The sequence below is a fragment of the Xanthomonas sp. WCS2018Noco2-27 genome, from assembly GCF_031843525.1.
Classification (GTDB): domain Bacteria; phylum Pseudomonadota; class Gammaproteobacteria; order Xanthomonadales; family Xanthomonadaceae; genus Xanthomonas.
In genome coordinates this window covers 296,061-311,696 of the sequence record NZ_JAVTIK010000001.1, presented here as the reverse complement: position 1 = coordinate 311,696, position 15,636 = coordinate 296,061, and the positions used below count along the sequence as shown (strand labels likewise).

The window sequence follows — 15,636 nt, the reverse complement described above, 5'->3', positions numbered from 1 at the left end:
TCGCAGATCAGCGTGTTATGCAAGCCACCGCATCATCACGGTGTGCGGCGGCACTCACGACGCACTTGCCGACGCAATGTACTGCGGGCAGCCATTCCGGCCGCCCGCAACAACATGCATCCAGTATCAATACGACTTTTTCTTGCGCTTGGTCGGCTTCTCGCGCGGCGGCAGCGGTGCTTCGGCAGGCGCACCATCCTCTGCCAAACGGAAGTCGATCTTGCGTTCTTCCATGCTCGCCTTGAGCACCAGTACGCGTACCGGGTCGCCCAGACGGAACTCGCGACCACGGCGCTCGCCGCTGAGCGTTTTGCGGATCGGATCGAACTGGTAATAGTCCTGCGGCAACTGGGTGACATGCACCAGGCCATTGACCTTGGACTGGGTCAGCTCCACGAACAGGCCGAAGCCGGTCACGCCACTGATCACGCCATCGAACTGGCCGCCGACATGCTTTTCCATCCAGGCGGCGCGATAACGCTCGTCCACTTCGCGCTCGGCTTCATCGGCACGGCGTCCACGCTCGGAGCATTGCAGCGACAAGGCCGACATCTGCCGCGGCGTGTAGATGAATTTCTCCGGGCTGGCGCCGGTCAGGGCGTGCTTGATCGCGCGATGCACCAGCAGATCCGGATAGCGGCGGATCGGCGAGGTGAAGTGCGCATATGCCTCCAACGCCAGTCCGAAGTGACCGTTGTTGTCGGGCGAATACACCGCCAGGCTCTGGCTGCGCAGCAGCACCGATTCCAGCAGCGCGGCATCCGGGCGCGCACGCACCTTCTTCAGCAGCTTGGTGTAATCGCCCGGGCGCACCTTGCTCCACGCCGGCAGGCTGAGCTGGAATTCCTTGAGGAACTCCAGCAGGTCTTCGTACTTGCTCTCCGGCGGCCGCTCGTGCACGCGATACGGCGCAGGCACATGCACGCCCAGCAGATAGCGCGCGGCTTCCACGTTGGCGGCGATCATGCATTCTTCGATCAGCTTGTGCGCGTCGTTCCGCACCAGCATGCCGGCCTGGGTGACCTCACCGGTGTTGTCGAGCACAAAGCGTACTTCGGAGGTTTCGAACTCGATCGCACCGCGATGCGTCCGCGCCTTCGACAACACGTTGTACAGCTGATGCAGACGCTGCACCTGCGGCAACAACGGGCCGATGAACGCCTTGGTATCGGCATCGTCTTCGCCAACCGCCTTCCAGACCTGGTTGTAGGTCAGGCGCGCATGCGAGTTCATCACCGCTTCGTAAAAACGCGAGCCGGTCACTTCGCCATCGCGGCCCACCTGCATGTCGCAGACAAAGCACATGCGGTCGACCTTGGGCATCAACGAGCAAATGCCGTTGGACAGGGTTTCCGGCAGCATCGGCACCACAAATCCGGGGAAATACACCGAGGTGGCGCGCTTTTGCGCTTCGTCGTCCAGCGGCGTGCCGGGACGCACATAGTTGGACACGTCGGCGATCGCCACCACCAGACGGAAACCGTCGGCATTGGGTTCGCAATACACCGCGTCGTCGAAATCCTTGGCGTCTTCGCCATCGATGGTGACCAGCGGCATCTGCCGCAGATCCACACGCCCACCGATCATCTGCGGCTCGACCACCAACGGCACGGCGGCCGCTTGGTCCAGCACTTCCTGCGGGAATTCGTGCGGCAGTTCATGGCCATGGATAGCCATTTCCACCACCAACGACGGCGTCAGCTTGTCGCCCAGCACCGCGATGATCTTGCCGATGGCCGGGCGGCGCGCGTCCGGTGGTGCGATCAGTTCGCACACCACCAACTGCCCCTCGCGTGCCTCACCAATGCCGTCCGGCGCAATCTGCACGTTGCGTTGCACGCGCTTGTCGTCCGGGTCGACGTAGGCCACGCCGTGCTCGTAGAAGAAGCGTCCGATCATGCGCGACATGCGCCGTTCCAGCACGCGTGCGATGGCGCCTTCGCGGCGGCCACGGCGGTCGATGCCGGTGACGTTGGCCAATGCACGGTCGCCGTGCATCACCTTGCGCATTTCGAACGGCGGCAGGAACAGGTCGTCACCGCCCTCATCCGGCTTGAGGAAACCGAAGCCTTCCGGGTTGGCGATCACCACGCCGGCGATCAGGCTGGTCTGCTGCACCGGCGCATAGCCGCCGCGGCGGTTCTGAACCAACTGCGCTTCGCGCACCATTGCCGCCAGGCGCTTGCCCAGCGCGTCGATGCGGTCGCTCAGGCCGAGCTGCTCGGCGATCTCTTCGGCGGTCTGCGGGCCGTCGCAGGCTTCCAGCAGCTGCAGGATGGCCTCGCGGCTGGCGATCGGCTCGGCGTAGCGCAATGCCTCGCGGTCGGCATGCGGATCCTTGAATCCGGTGTCGGCGACGGCGATGGTGTTGGCGATAGCCTGGACGGTGTCTTTCTGGAAACGTTCCGGCGGCGGCGCGGGCGGCCCGCTCTTGCGTGGATGCGGCGCGCGGGGCGCAGCAGGCTCGACCGGAGGTGCCGGCTGATCGGACGACGCCTTTGCCGCAGCGCGCTTGTTGGCGGATTTGGTGGACGCACCTGCCGCAGCGCGGACCAGGAAGTCCGGCATCCAGCCCGGCAGTTTCTGTTGCTCGGCGGTGGTGGACTCGCCCGGGCTGGCGGATTTGCGGCGGCTGGGCCGGTCGGAATCGGGGGTGTTTTTCTTTGTCATTACCCTAATGGTAACCCCTGCGGTCCTGACATGGGCGGCAAGGCCAGCCAGGCCGTTGGCGATTGCTACACATCACCCGTTGACAACCTCGCCAGGAGTCTGCAAAATTCGCGGCTCACCTGCCCAGGTGGCGGAATTGGTAGACGCACTAGCTTCAGGTGCTAGCGGGGGCAACTTCGTGGAGGTTCGAGTCCTCTTCTGGGCACCAGTTTAAAAAGACCTCCGAGCAATCGGGGGTCTTCTGGTTTCTGGGGTTTGAAAATGCGGGCGCTGCGGTTGAGCGCCGATGCCGATCAGCGCCTGAGGGCCGATGAGGTGATTCAGAGCCGCTAAGAAAACTTAGCGAGCAGTCGTCGGCCGGATGGGGACGGCGCGCTCAAAATCGCAATGGACGATTGCTAAGTGCCAGCTCCGGACACCGGCCGCGCCCGCCGGGTGGTGAGCGCAGTCGTTTGATTAGCTGTGCTCCGCCGATTGATCCATCGACGTGATCGGATGATCGCGACGCCTACGAGGCCTTGCGCTCCACTCCATCACGACCGCCGATCAGCGCGACGACCAACTCGTCGCTGCCCAGACCTACGGCGCACGCTGCACCACGGTCGAATACCAAGACTTCGAAACGACACGACAGCGCCCACCTGCCTGGCGGGCGCCGCCGTGGTGGCCGACCTACGGAGCGGCCGTTATTCCAGCATCGCGCAGTGCCTGCGCCCAGATCCGGTAACCGGCTTCGCTGGGATGCGTACCGTCGGGCATCAGCGCCTCCGGCAGGCTGCCATCGGGCTGCAGCAGCTGCTTGCCGATATCGACCAGACGCACCGACGGGTCGGCCGCATAGCGTGCGCGCAGCAGGCGGTTGGTTTCGGCAATCGGGCCGCGTTGCGGATCGCTAGCAGTGCGGCCGCGCGGCATGATCGCCATCAAAATCAACTTGCTATTGGGCATGCGTGTGCGTACTTCGCGCACGATGGCATCGACGCCCTGCGCGGTTTCGGCCGGCGTGCTCGCACGCGATTGCGCGGTGCCGGTGAGATTGTTGGTGCCGATATGCAGCACCACCCAACGCGGCTCCAGGCCGTCGAGCTCGCCCTGGCGGATGCGCCACAACACGTTCTGTGTGCGGTCCCAACCAAAGCCCAGATTCAACACCGGCCGCTTGCCGTACAGCCACTGCCAGGACTGCGGCCCGCTGACGCGCGTGGCATGCGGCGGGCCCGACCAGAAGTGGGTGATCGAATCGCCAATCATCACCACCTCCGGCTTCAAACTGCGCGCGGCAGCAAGCGCGGCATGATGGCGCGCGTACCAATCGTAGGAATCCTGCTCCAGCCAATCCACCGGCATCAACGCGGTGGTCACGTCGCGGCCGAGTTCGGCCACTGGCTTGACCGGCGCTTCACCCAGCAGCCGCGCCAGGGTCGGCTCGATCGCCTCGGCCAGCATGCGCTGGCCCTGCGTATCCGGGTGCAATGCAGCGGCCGCCGGACGAAAGCGCGTGTCGTAGAACAACTCGGTGCGCAGCTTGCCGTCGCGCTGGAACACCGAGCTCACATCCAGATAGGTCACGCGCGGGTTGTCGCCGTAGCGCACTGCCAGACCCTGGTTGATCTGCGCATCGCGACGCGATTTTTCGCCGGAAATCGCGCTGGGCAGCACACTCAACAGCAGGATGTGCGTGCGCGGCAGCTTTTGTTCGATCGCCGCGACTACCGCGTCGATGCCGAGCTGGGTCTGCTCCGCGGTCTGGCCGAGGTGGCCGGTGTTATTGGTGCCAATCAGCACCAGCGCAACCTTGGGCTGCAGGCCATCCACTTCGCCATTGGCCAGCCGCCACAGCACGTTTTCGGTGCCATCGCCACTGAAGCCCAAATTGAGCGCGCCGCGGCTACCGTAGAAGGTCTGCCAGGTAGGCTGAAAGTCTTCGTCGGGCGCCTTGGCTTTTTCATAGTTCTGCGTGATGGAATCGCCGATCAACAGCAGCCTCGTCTCAGGATGCTGTTTGACCTGCTCCAGCACCTGCGCGTGACGCTGGGCCCACCAGGGCTCCTGCAGGCGGTCGGTCGGCACGATCGAGGGAGATGGCGTTTGCGCAAGCGCAGGCAGCATCAGCAGGCACCACGACATACCAAGGCCGATCGCGGCAAGCGGCCGGATAAGACCGCGAAACAGGGAGGGAAACGTGAGCATACGTGACAGGAAGGATCGGAGGAATTCCGATTGTGGGCTGCGCCGTTGGCACCTCACAAGCTAATCCGATAAGCGCGCGGCCTTTCCTCCCCACTGTCGAGGCAGGACCAACGATGCAACGACTAGACGATGCAACGATGCACCGACGCGACACTCCCTTCTCCCGCCTGCGGGAGAAGGTGGCGCGCAGCGCCGGATGAGGGCCCTATGCGGGCCCATCCGCCTACGAGGCATGTCTCCCCGCAAGCAAGTGAAGGCAGATGGATCTGCCTGTCGCCTGGATAGATCTTGCTGCTCTCGATAGCGCAGAGCCGCATCGCGCACTAGCCGCACGCGTCCGCACCGACTTCAGCGCAGCCCGGTTTCCCCGCGCGCGATCACCAGGCGCTGAATTTCAGACGTTCCTTCGTAGATTTCCGTGATCTTGGCATCGCGAAAGTAGCGCTCTAGCGGCATCTCTTTCGAGTAACCCATGCCGCCGTGGATCTGCACCGCCTGGTGGGTGATCCACATTGCCGCTTCCGAGGCGGTGAGCTTGGCGACCGCCGCTTCGGTGCCGAACTTTTTACCTTGCCCCTTGAGCCAGGCCGCGCGCAGCGTCAACAACAACGCCGCATCCAACTTGCACTTCATGTCGGCGATCTTGGCCTGGGTCATCTGGAAGGTGCCGATGGCCGCGCCGAAGGCCTTGCGCTCCTTGACGTACGCAAGCGTGGCTTCATACGCGGCGCGCGCAATGCCGACCGCTTGCGAGGCAATCCCGATGCGCCCGGCATCGAGCACGCTCATCGCGGTCTTGAAGCCCTCGCCTTCCACGCCCAGCACGTCGTCGGCCTGTGCAACGTAATCGGCGAACTCGATCTCGCAGGTGGCCGAGGCGCGAATGCCCAGCTTGGGCTCGGTCTTGCCGCGATGAAAGCCCGGTTTGTCGGTGTCGACCATAAAGGCAGTAATGCCGCGCGAGCCCTTGTCAGGCTCGGTCACCGCAAACAACACGATGTACTTGGCCACCGGGCCGGAGGTGATCCAGCTCTTCTTGCCGTTGATGACAAAGCTGCCATCGTCCTGCTTGACCGCGCGGCAGCGCATCGCCGATGCATCCGAGCCGGACTGCGGTTCGGTCAGCGCAAATGCGCCGATATGCGTACCTTCGGCAATCGCGCGCACGTACAGCTGCTTCTGCGCCTCGCTGCCGTTCTTCAGGATGCCGGTGCAGAACAGCGAGTTGTTGACCGACATGATGGTGGAGTGCGCGCCGTCGCCGGCCGCGATCTCGATCATCGCCAGCGCGTAGCTGATCGGGTCCATGCCGGCACCGCCGTACTCGACCGGCACTTCGATGCCCATCAGGCCGTTTTCGCCCAGCAGCCGGATGTTTTCCAGCGGGAACTCGCCACTGCGATCGAACTGTTCGGCGCTGGGGGCGATCTTTTCCTGGGCGATCCGGCGGGCCACGTCCTGGATCATCAGTTGCTCTTCGGTAAAGCTGAAATCCACGTTCGACCCCTTCCGGTTATTGACTGAGCGGCCATTGTAGCCACAACCATTCGCATGCGTATGTAGTTGACCCCACACCCCGCCGGGCCGAAAATATCTCCATATCGCGATATAGAGATATTCATGGATCTGGAAGACTGGTCGGCGCGCCTAAAAGTGTTTGCCGACGCCACCCGGGTACGCCTGCTGGCGCTGCTGGAACAGGAAGAACTCACCGTGGCCGAGCTGTCGGCCATCACCCGTCTGGCCCAGCCGCGCGTGTCCACCCATCTGGCCAAGCTCAAGGAAGCCGGGCTGGTGCGCGACCGACGCGCCGGCGTGTCGGCGTATTACCGCTTCGACGAAGTGTCGCTGGACCCGGCCCAGCGTGCGCTGTGGCTGGCGCTGAGCACGGGCAGCGACGACCCGCTGCTGCGCCAGGATGCCGAGCGCGTGGCGGCCGTGTTGGCCAACCGCGCCGCCGACCAGAACTGGGCCGATTCGGTGGCCGGCGACATGGAGCGGCACTACTCGCCCGGTCGCACCTGGGAAGCGCTGGCGCGTACCGCCCTGCCCTTGCTGGAAACCGGCGACGTGCTCGACATCGCCTCCGGCGACGGCGTGCTGGCTGAACTGGTCGCCCCGCACGCCACCCGCTACATCTGTATCGACACCAGCGCACGCGTGGTCGCCGCTGCCAGCGAGCGCCTGCGCAAACTGCGCAACGTGGAAGTGCGCGAAGGCGACATGCATGCGCTGCCCTTCCCCGATGCCAGCTTCGACCTGGTGGTTCTGATGCACGCGCTGACCTATGCCGCAAAACCGGCGCAGGCGGTGGCCGAGTCCGCACGCGTGTTGCGCCCCGGCGGGCGCTTGCTGCTGTGCAGCCTGGCCAAACACGAACACCGCGCGGCCGTGCACGCCTATGGCCACGTCAATCTCGGGTTTGCCGCCAAGGAACTGCGCAAGTTCGTCGAAAAAGCCGGGCTGGATGTGTCCAGCCTGGAGACGGTGACGCGCGAAAAACGCCCGCCCCATTTCGAAGTGATCTCGTTGATTGCGATGAAGCCGGGAGTCGGAAGTCGGGAATCGGGATTGGTTGAAAACAACAACACGAGTGCGCGGAGAACTGGCTGATGACATCCCTGCCAATCGCAAATTCCGAACCGCTAATCCCGTTCTCGTTGCCGTGGCTGCGCCCGGACCGTGCAGCCAAGCTCACTGCCGCGCTGCGCGAACGCATCCTCATCATCGATGGCGCGATGGGCACCATGATCCAGCGCCACGATCTGCAGGAAACCGATTATCGCGGCACACGGTTTGCCGAGGGCTACGACAGCGCGCATGTGCATGGCCCGGGCTGCGATCACGCCCACACGCAGGAAGGTCACGATCTGAAAGGCAACAACGATCTGCTGTTGCTGACCCGCCCCGAGATCATCGCCGGCATCCACCGCGCCTATCTGGATGCCGGTGCCGACCTGCTGGAAACCAACACGTTCAACGCCACCTCGGTCAGCCAGGCCGACTATCACCTGGAACACGTGGTGTACGAATTGAACAAGGCCGGCGCGCAAGTGGCGCGCGAATGCTGCGATGCCGTCGAAGCGCTCACGCCGCACAAACCGCGCTTTGTGATCGGCGTGCTCGGCCCCACCAGCCGCACGGCGTCGATCAGCCCGGACGTCAACGATCCCGGCTACCGCAACACCAGTTTCGATGCATTGCGCGAGACCTACCGCGAGGCTGTCGAAGGCTTGATCGACGGCGGCGCCGACACGCTGATGGTGGAGACCATCTTCGACACGCTCAATGCCAAGGCCGCGCTGTACGCGATCGAAGAAGTCTTCGAAGCACGCGGCGGGCGCTTGCCGGTGATGGTCTCCGGCACCATTACCGATGCGTCCGGTCGCACGCTGTCCGGGCAGACTGCCGAAGCGTTCTACGCCTCGGTTGCGCACGGGCGGCCGCTGTCGGTGGGCCTGAATTGCGCGCTGGGCGCCAAGGATCTGCGCCCACATGTGGAAACGCTGGCGCAGATCGCCGACGCCTATGTCAGCGCGCATCCGAACGCCGGGTTGCCGAATGCATTCGGCGAATACGACGAAACGCCCGAGGAAATGGCCGAGACGCTGCGCGAATTTGCCCAGTCCGGCTTGCTGAATCTGGTTGGCGGTTGCTGCGGTACATCGCCGGACCACATCCGCGCAATTGCCGAAGCGGTAGCGGATCTGCCGCCGCGGCAGTTGCCGGGTGCGCAGGAGCTGGCAGCGTGATGCAGCACGTGGGCCCTCATCCGGCGCTGCGCGCCACCTTCTCCCGCACGCGGGAGAAGGACAGCACATCGCTCCGCACGTGGACGAAAGCTCCCTTCTCCCGCACGCGGGAGAAGCACGGCACATTGCTCTGCACATGGACGAAAGCTCCCTTCTCCCGCACGCCGGAGAAGCACGACGCATTGCTCCGCACGTGGACGAAAGATCCCTTCTCCCGCACGCGAGAGAAGCACGGCACATTGCTCGGCACGTGGACGAAAGCTCCCTTCTCCCGCACGCGGGAGAAGGTGCCCGAAGGGCGGATGAGGGCCATCTCGGTCCGCGCCCTGCCGACCGCCAACCATCATCGCCTCGCCTGGACATTCGCCACGTCCGACGCCCGCCAGAGCATCGCATGAGCACTCCCCGCTACACCCGCCTGTCGGGCCTGGAACCGCTGGTCATCACGCCGGACCTGTTGTTCGTCAACGTCGGCGAGCGCACCAACGTCACCGGCAGCGCGCAATTCCGCAAGCTGATCAAGGAAGAGCGTTACGAAGAAGCCGTGGACGTGGCGCGCCAGCAGGTTGCCAATGGCGCGCAGATCCTCGACGTCAACATGGACGAGGGGCTGATCGATTCCGAAAAAGCGATGACGCGCTTTCTCAACCTGATCATGTCCGAGCCGGATATCGCGCGTATTCCGGTGATGGTGGATTCGTCCAAATGGACGGTGATCGAAGCCGGCTTGAAGTGCCTGCAAGGCAAGAGCGTGGTCAACTCGATTTCGCTGAAAGAAGGCGAAGCGCTCTTTATCGAACAGGCACGCAAGGTGTTGCGTTATGGCGCCGCCGCCGTGGTCATGGCCTTCGATGAAGTGGGCCAGGCCGACACCTGCGCACGCAAGGTGGAAATCTGCACGCGCGCCTACAAGGTGCTGACCGAGCAAGTGGGTTTTCCGCCGGAAGACATCATCTTCGACCCGAATATCTTTGCCGTGGCTACAGGCATCGAAGAGCACGATAACTACGCAGTGGACTTCATCGAGGCCACGCGCGAAATCAAGCGCACGCTGCCGCATTGCCATATCTCCGGCGGCGTGTCGAATGTGTCGTTCTCCTTCCGTGGCAACGAGATGGTGCGTCAGGCGATTCACTCGGTGTTTCTGTTCCATGCGATCAAGGCCGGCATGGACATGGGCATCGTCAATGCCGGTGGCATGCCGATCTACGACGAGCTGGACCCGGACCTGCGCGAGCGCGTGGAAGACGTCATCCTCAATCGCCGCAAGGACGGCACCGAGCGGCTGCTGGAAATCGCCGAACGCTACAAAGGCAGCAAGGGTGCGGCCAAGGTCGAAGACCTGGCCTGGCGCGAAAAACCGGTGCGTGCACGCCTGGCGCATGCGCTGGTGCACGGCATCGATGCCTATGTGGAAACAGACACCGAAGAAGCGCGCCAGCAATCCACACGCCCGCTGGATGTGATCGAAGGCCCGCTGATGGACGGCATGAACGTGGTCGGCGACCTGTTCGGCGCCGGCAAGATGTTCCTGCCGCAGGTGGTCAAATCCGCGCGCGTGATGAAAAAGGCCGTGGCCTATCTGCTGCCGTACATCGAAGCGGAAAAACTGCGCACCGGCGACGTTGGCAAATCCAACGGCAAGATCATCATGGCCACCGTGAAAGGCGATGTGCACGACATCGGCAAGAACATCGTTGGCGTGGTGTTGGCGTGCAATAACTTCGACGTGGTGGACCTGGGCGTGATGGTGTCTGCGCAGGTGATCCTGGACCGTGCGCGCGAAGAAAATGCGGATCTAATCGGGTTGTCCGGATTGATTACGCCCTCGCTGGAAGAAATGTCGCATGTGGCGCGCGAAATGCAGCGACAGGGTTTTGAGATTCCGTTGTTGATCGGTGGCGCCACCACCTCGCGCGCGCACACCGCGCTGAAGATCGACCCGCATTACGCCGCACCCACGGTCTGGGTGAAGGATGCCTCGCGTGCGGTAGGCGTTGCGCAATCGCTGATTTCGCGCGACCTGCGTCAGGCCTTCGTCGCTGCCAACGAGGCCGACTACGCCGAGATCCGCGCACGCCACCGCAACCGTGGCGATGCAAAACGGCTGGTGTCGTTGGAAAAGGCACGCGCCCAGCGTTTCGATGGCGATTGGGCTAACTACACACCGCCCACTCCGCGTCAGCCTGGCCTGCACGTATTCGACGATTACCCGCTGCAAGAGTTGATCGAGCTGATCGACTGGACGCCGTTCTTCCAGGCGTGGGAGCTGGCCGGCAAATTCCCCGCCATCCTCAGCGACGAGATCGTCGGCACCCAGGCCAGCGAGCTGTATCGCGACGCGCGACGTATGCTCAAGCAGATCGTCGACGAAAAATGGCTCACGGCCAAGGCGGTGTTTGGGCTGTGGCCGGCCAATGCAGTAGGCGACGATGTTGTTGTACTGACCGAGCCGGCAGAATCGGGAATCGGGAATCGGGAATCGCAAGGCGATGCATCGGCGCCCGACCATTCCCGATTCTCCATTCCCCATTCCCTGCATTTTTTGCGCCAGCAAGTCGACAAACCCGTCGACCGTCCCGACTTCTGCCTGGCCGATTTCATCGCACCCAAGAGCAGCGGCAAGCAGGACTGGATCGGCGGATTTGCGGTCACTGCCGGCATCGGCATCGACCCGCATGTTGCACGTTTTGAATCGGCGCACGACGACTACAACTCAATCCTGCTCAAGGCATTGGCCGATCGCCTCGCCGAAGCCCTGGCCGAACGCCTGCATCAGCGTGTGCGCACCGAGTTCTGGGGATACATCGACAACGAAGAGCTCGACAACGAAGCCTTGATTGCCGAACGCTATCGCGGCATTCGCCCGGCACCCGGTTACCCCGCATGCCCGGAACACAGCGAAAAACGCACGCTGTTCGATCTACTCAATGCCGAACGCAACACGGACATGTCGCTCACCGAGAGCTTTGCGATGCTGCCCACTGCGGCGGTGTCCGGGTATTACTTCAGCCATCCCAAAAGCCAGTATTTCGTGGTCGGGCGGCTGGGCAAGGAACAGGTCGCCGACTACGCCAAGCGCAAGGGCATCACGCTGGCATTGGCCGAACGCTGGCTGGCATCGAATCTAGATTACGACCCGGAGTAACACCGGGCCGGCATCGCCATAAGCAGCCAACCCAACAACGTAGGAGCGCACCCGGGCGCGACGGGGCCTTACCGATAAAGCCCCATCGCGCCCAGGTGCGCTCCTACATCACGGCGCAGCCGCACATAGACGGCCGCGCCCTGTCACACCGGCATCAAACTGCTGGGCGCAACACATACAACACGTTGTAGGACGCACGCATGGTGCGGCACCCGAATGACACCGGGCCAGCATCACCGCAAGCAGCGACCAACCAACGTAGGAGCGCACCCAGGCGCGACGGGGCCTTACCGATAAAGCCCCATCGCGCCCGGGTGCGCTCCTACATCACGGCGCGGCCGCACATAGACGGCCGCGCCCTGTCACACCCGCATCAAGCTGCTGGACGCAACACGTTCAACACTTCGTAGCACGCGCCCATGGTGTGGTAATCGGTCTTGCCGGCCGGGCTCTTCTCGTCGCTGTACTTGCGGTTATCCGCATCCAGAATGCGATACCACGCGCCGTAGCGGTGGTCGACCATGTGGGTCCAGGAGTACTCCCACAGCTTGTCGTACCACTGCCAGTAGCGCGCATCGCCACTGCGCTGCGCCAACAAGGCAGCTGCAGCCAACGACTCGGCCTGCACCCAGAAATACTTGTCGTCATCGCACACCTGCCCGTCAGGTGCGAAGCCGTAATACAGCCCGCCGCGCTGCGCATCCCAGGAGCGATCCACCGCAACATCGAACAGATGCTGCGCAGTCGGCAACAACCAGTCTGTCGGCGCGTAACGATCCAGCAGCATCAGCAGCTTGGCCCACTCGGTCTGGTGGCCCGGCTGGAAGCCCCAGGGGCGGAACAAATGCTTGGGGTTATCGCGGTTGTAGTCCCAGTCGATGTTCCACTGCGGGTCGTAGTGCTCCCACACCAACCCATCGGCCTTGGCCGCCTGGCGCCGGGTCATGGTGTCGGCCAGCTGCAACGCACGATCGAGATAGCGCTGCTCGCCGCTGGCCTCGTAGGCGGCGATCATCGCCTCGCACATGTGCATGTTGGCGTTCTGGCCGCGATAGCGGGTGAAGTTGAACTGCGCATCGGCCTCATCGCGATACAGGCCGAATTCCGCTTCCCAGAAATACTTTTCCAGCAGCTGCCAGGTTTCGTCCATCCATTCGCGCGCTTCGGCAATACCGGCTTTCAGGCCGCACGAATACGCCAGCAGCACGAACGCCACGCCGTAGCAGTGGTTCATGTCGTCTTCGACCACGCCATCGCGCAGCGTCCACGCATACCCGCCAGTGGCCGCATTGCGGTGCACGTTGCGCAGATACTCCAGGCCGTGACGCACCGCTTGCAGGTACTCGGCATTGCCGAATTCGCGATACGCCATCGCATAGTTGAAGACGAAGCGCGTGCTGCTCACCAGATGCCGGTGGCCGGCATCGTAGATGCTGCCGTCATCCTTGAAATACTGGAAGAAGCCACCGGCCGGGTCGATCGCGCGCGGGTGATAGAACGCCATGGTGTCGGCAATATGCTGGCGCAACACATCGGCCGAGCGGAAATCGGGAGCGGGAGATGCGGGCAACGGGCTCATGCTTGTTCCTGGATCAGAGAATGGACTTCATCGATGCTGGGCATCGCGGCGAACGCGCCTTTGCGCGTCACTGCAAGTGCACCGACAGCTGCGGCGAAACGAATCACCTGCGTCATCGCCGCAGCATCGCCGCACAGGTGTTCAAGCGTGCTCGCACGTGCGGCCAGCTGATACAGCAGACCACCGACGAACGCATCGCCAGCCGCGGTGCTGTCGCGCACCTGCACAGTGAACGCCGGCACCTGGCCGGAATCCACCCGTGTCTGCCAATGCACCGGGCCACCGCCGTCGGTAATCAGCAGCCAGCGCGCGTTGCCCTGCCACAGCTTCTGCGTCACCGCGCTGGCGTCGCTATGCAAGGTGCCGGCCAGATACTCCAGTTCTTCGCGCGAGAGCTTGACCACATCGGCCAGCGCCAACGCTTCCCACAGCAACGCAGCCGGGTCCACATCCTGCGGCCACAGCATCGGGCGCAGATTGAGGTCCAGGCTGACGATGGCGCCGTCGGCGCGCGCGCGGCGCATGCCGTCCAGCGTGCATTGCGCGATCGCATCCTCGGTCATGCTGTTGGAGCACACGTGCAGCACCGCTGCCTGTGCAAACCCATCGGCGGCAAAGTGCTCCGGACGGAACAGCAGGTCCGCTGCCGGTGGCCGGTAGAAGCTGAAACTGCGCTCGCCGGCGTCGTCCAGCGCCACAAACGCCAGCGCGGTCTTGGCTTCATCGGTGCGCACGATGCCATCGGTGGCAACGCCGGCCTGCTGCAGACTCTGCAACAGGAAAGCGCCGAACATGTCGCGCCCGAGCATGCCCACAAAATGCGCAGCGCCGCCGAGCTTTGCCACCGCAACCGCCACGTTGGCCGGCGCACCGCCGGCATATTGCGCGAAGGTGCGCGCGTCATCGGTGCTGGCCTGCGGCAAGGCCAGCATGTCGATCAAGGCTTCACCGAAACAGACCACCTGGTTCTTGGCAGCACTCATGCGCGCGCCTCCGCCAGTGCGCCGCGCAAACGCGAACCCCAGATGCCGTAAAACACGATGTACAGGTAGCACACCAGCGGCAGCACGAACGACTCATGCAGGCCGATGCGATCCGCCAGCAAGCCCTGCAGATACGGCACGATCGCGCCACCCACAATGGCCATGATCAACAGGCTGGATGCGCGCCCGGTCAGCGGACCGAGCCGCTCGATGCCCAGGGTAAAGATGGTCGGGAACATGATCGAGTTGAACAGCCCGATCGCCACCAGCGCATACACCGCCAGCATGCCACCACTGGCCATGGTCAAGCCCAGCAGCAAGGCGTTGATCCCTGCAAATACCGACAGCAGCACGCGTGGCGACAACTTGGCCAACAACGCCGAACCGATGAAGCGGCCGATCATCGCCAAGGTCCAGTACGCCGACACATAGGTGGTCGCCTCGCGCTCGGTGAACCCGCCGATCTCAGGCAACGAGAAGTAATTGACCATCAGGCTGCCGATCGCCACTTCTGCGCCGACATAGAAGAAGATCGCCAGCACACCGAAGCGCACATGCGGGTGACGCAGCGCATCCAGTAGCGAATGCTTGCTCTCTTCCTTCTGCGCGCCGGCATCAGTCAACGTGGGCAGACGGAACAGAAACACAAAGATCGCCAGCAAAAACAGCACCACGCCCAGCCCGATGTAGGGGCCTTGCACGGCCTGCGCTTCCTGCACGCGATAGGCCAGCTGCTCGGCCTCCGGCAACGCCTTGAGCTGGTCGCCGCTCATCACCGTGTTGGAGAGGATCAACCAGCCGCCCAGCAGCGGCGCAATCGCGGTACCCAGCGAATTGAGCGCCTGCGCCAGGGTCAGCCGGCTGGAGGCACTGCGCTCCGGACCCAGCAACGCAACATACGGATTTGCCGCCACCTGCAGGATGGTGATGCCGGTGGCAAGCACGAACAACGCCCCCAGAAATGCGCCATACACGCGCAGTTCCGCCGCAGGCCAGAAACCCAGCGCACCGATCGCCGCCACCGCAAGCCCAGCAACGATGCCCTGCTTGTAGCCCAGGCGATTCACCAGCCAACCGGCCGGCAACGACATCAGGAAGTACGCACCGAAGAAGGTGAACTGCACCAGCATCGCCTGCGCAAAGTTCAGCTCGAACACCGCCTTCAGATGCGGAATCAGGATGTCGTTGAGGCAGGTGAGAAAGCCCCACATGAAAAAGATCGTGGTGACCACCGACAACGCGACGCCGTTGTTGACGGGCGCCTTGTTGCCGCTTGGCACAGTGGATTGCGTGGAAAGGGAAACCATAGGAGTT

General features: G+C 63.5%; 10 protein-coding genes and 1 tRNA gene. 5 read left to right on the top strand and 6 right to left on the bottom strand.

Going from position 1 to position 15,636, the window contains the following annotated elements:
* Positions 1–126 precede the first annotated feature (126 nt).
* Positions 127–2,670, bottom strand: a complete 2,544-nt coding sequence (rnr, locus tag RQH86_RS01335) for a ribonuclease R (RefSeq protein WP_311238733.1) — start codon at positions 2,668–2,670, stop codon at positions 127–129.
* 121 nt (positions 2,671–2,791) lie between these two features.
* Here rnr and RQH86_RS01330 point away from each other — a divergent pair.
* A tRNA-Leu gene (locus tag RQH86_RS01330) sits at positions 2,792–2,878 on the top strand.
* A gap of 464 nt (positions 2,879–3,342) precedes the next feature.
* On the opposite strand, the gene RQH86_RS01325 is transcribed toward RQH86_RS01330, so the two are convergent.
* A complete protein-coding gene (locus RQH86_RS01325; RefSeq protein ID WP_311238732.1) occupies positions 3,343–4,797 on the bottom strand; it encodes a platelet-activating factor acetylhydrolase IB subunit in 1,455 nt (484 codons plus the stop codon).
* Between the two features lie 411 nt (positions 4,798–5,208).
* Positions 5,209–6,327 (bottom strand): acyl-CoA dehydrogenase family protein, encoded by a 1,119-nt coding sequence (locus tag RQH86_RS01320; RefSeq protein WP_311238774.1) that lies wholly within the window; start codon positions 6,325–6,327, stop codon positions 5,209–5,211.
* A 153-nt stretch (positions 6,328–6,480) separates the two neighbouring features.
* On the opposite strand from RQH86_RS01320, the gene RQH86_RS01315 reads away from it, so the two are divergent.
* The 4 genes from RQH86_RS01315 to metH are packed head-to-tail and all read left to right on the top strand — an operon-like array spanning position 6,481 to position 11,760.
* A complete protein-coding gene (locus tag RQH86_RS01315) occupies positions 6,481–7,473 on the top strand; it encodes a metalloregulator ArsR/SmtB family transcription factor (RefSeq protein WP_311238731.1) in 993 nt (330 codons plus the stop codon).
* Positions 7,473–8,612, top strand: coding sequence for a homocysteine S-methyltransferase family protein (locus RQH86_RS01310; protein WP_055844791.1), 1,140 nt, complete (start codon positions 7,473–7,475; stop codon positions 8,610–8,612). The genes RQH86_RS01315 and RQH86_RS01310 overlap by 1 nt, the downstream gene beginning before the upstream one ends.
* Complete coding sequence (locus RQH86_RS01305) at positions 8,609–9,010, top strand: hypothetical protein (protein ID WP_311238730.1); 402 nt, start codon at positions 8,609–8,611, stop codon at positions 9,008–9,010. The genes RQH86_RS01310 and RQH86_RS01305 overlap by 4 nt, the downstream gene beginning before the upstream one ends.
* On the top strand, positions 9,007–11,760 hold the full coding sequence (metH, locus tag RQH86_RS01300; protein WP_115584413.1) for a methionine synthase: 2,754 nt from the start codon (positions 9,007–9,009) through the stop codon (positions 11,758–11,760). The genes RQH86_RS01305 and metH overlap by 4 nt, the downstream gene beginning before the upstream one ends.
* A 373-nt stretch (positions 11,761–12,133) precedes the next feature.
* Here the strand turns inward: metH and RQH86_RS01295 are convergent, their stop codons facing one another.
* Genes RQH86_RS01295 through fucP form a run of 3 tightly spaced genes read right to left on the bottom strand, consistent with a single transcriptional unit; the run spans position 12,134 to position 15,629 of the window.
* On the bottom strand, positions 12,134–13,339 hold the full coding sequence (locus tag RQH86_RS01295) for an AGE family epimerase/isomerase (protein WP_115584412.1): 1,206 nt from the start codon (positions 13,337–13,339) through the stop codon (positions 12,134–12,136).
* Positions 13,336–14,322 carry a carbohydrate kinase gene (locus tag RQH86_RS01290; protein ID WP_161963032.1) on the bottom strand — a complete coding sequence of 329 codons (987 nt, stop codon included), beginning with the start codon at positions 14,320–14,322 and terminating at the stop codon, positions 13,336–13,338. Before RQH86_RS01290 ends, RQH86_RS01295 begins: the two co-directional genes overlap by 4 nt.
* Positions 14,319–15,629 (bottom strand): L-fucose:H+ symporter permease, encoded by a 1,311-nt coding sequence (gene fucP, locus RQH86_RS01285; RefSeq protein ID WP_115527505.1) that lies wholly within the window; start codon positions 15,627–15,629, stop codon positions 14,319–14,321. Before fucP ends, RQH86_RS01290 begins: the two co-directional genes overlap by 4 nt.
* Between the last annotated feature and the right edge of the window lie 7 nt (positions 15,630–15,636).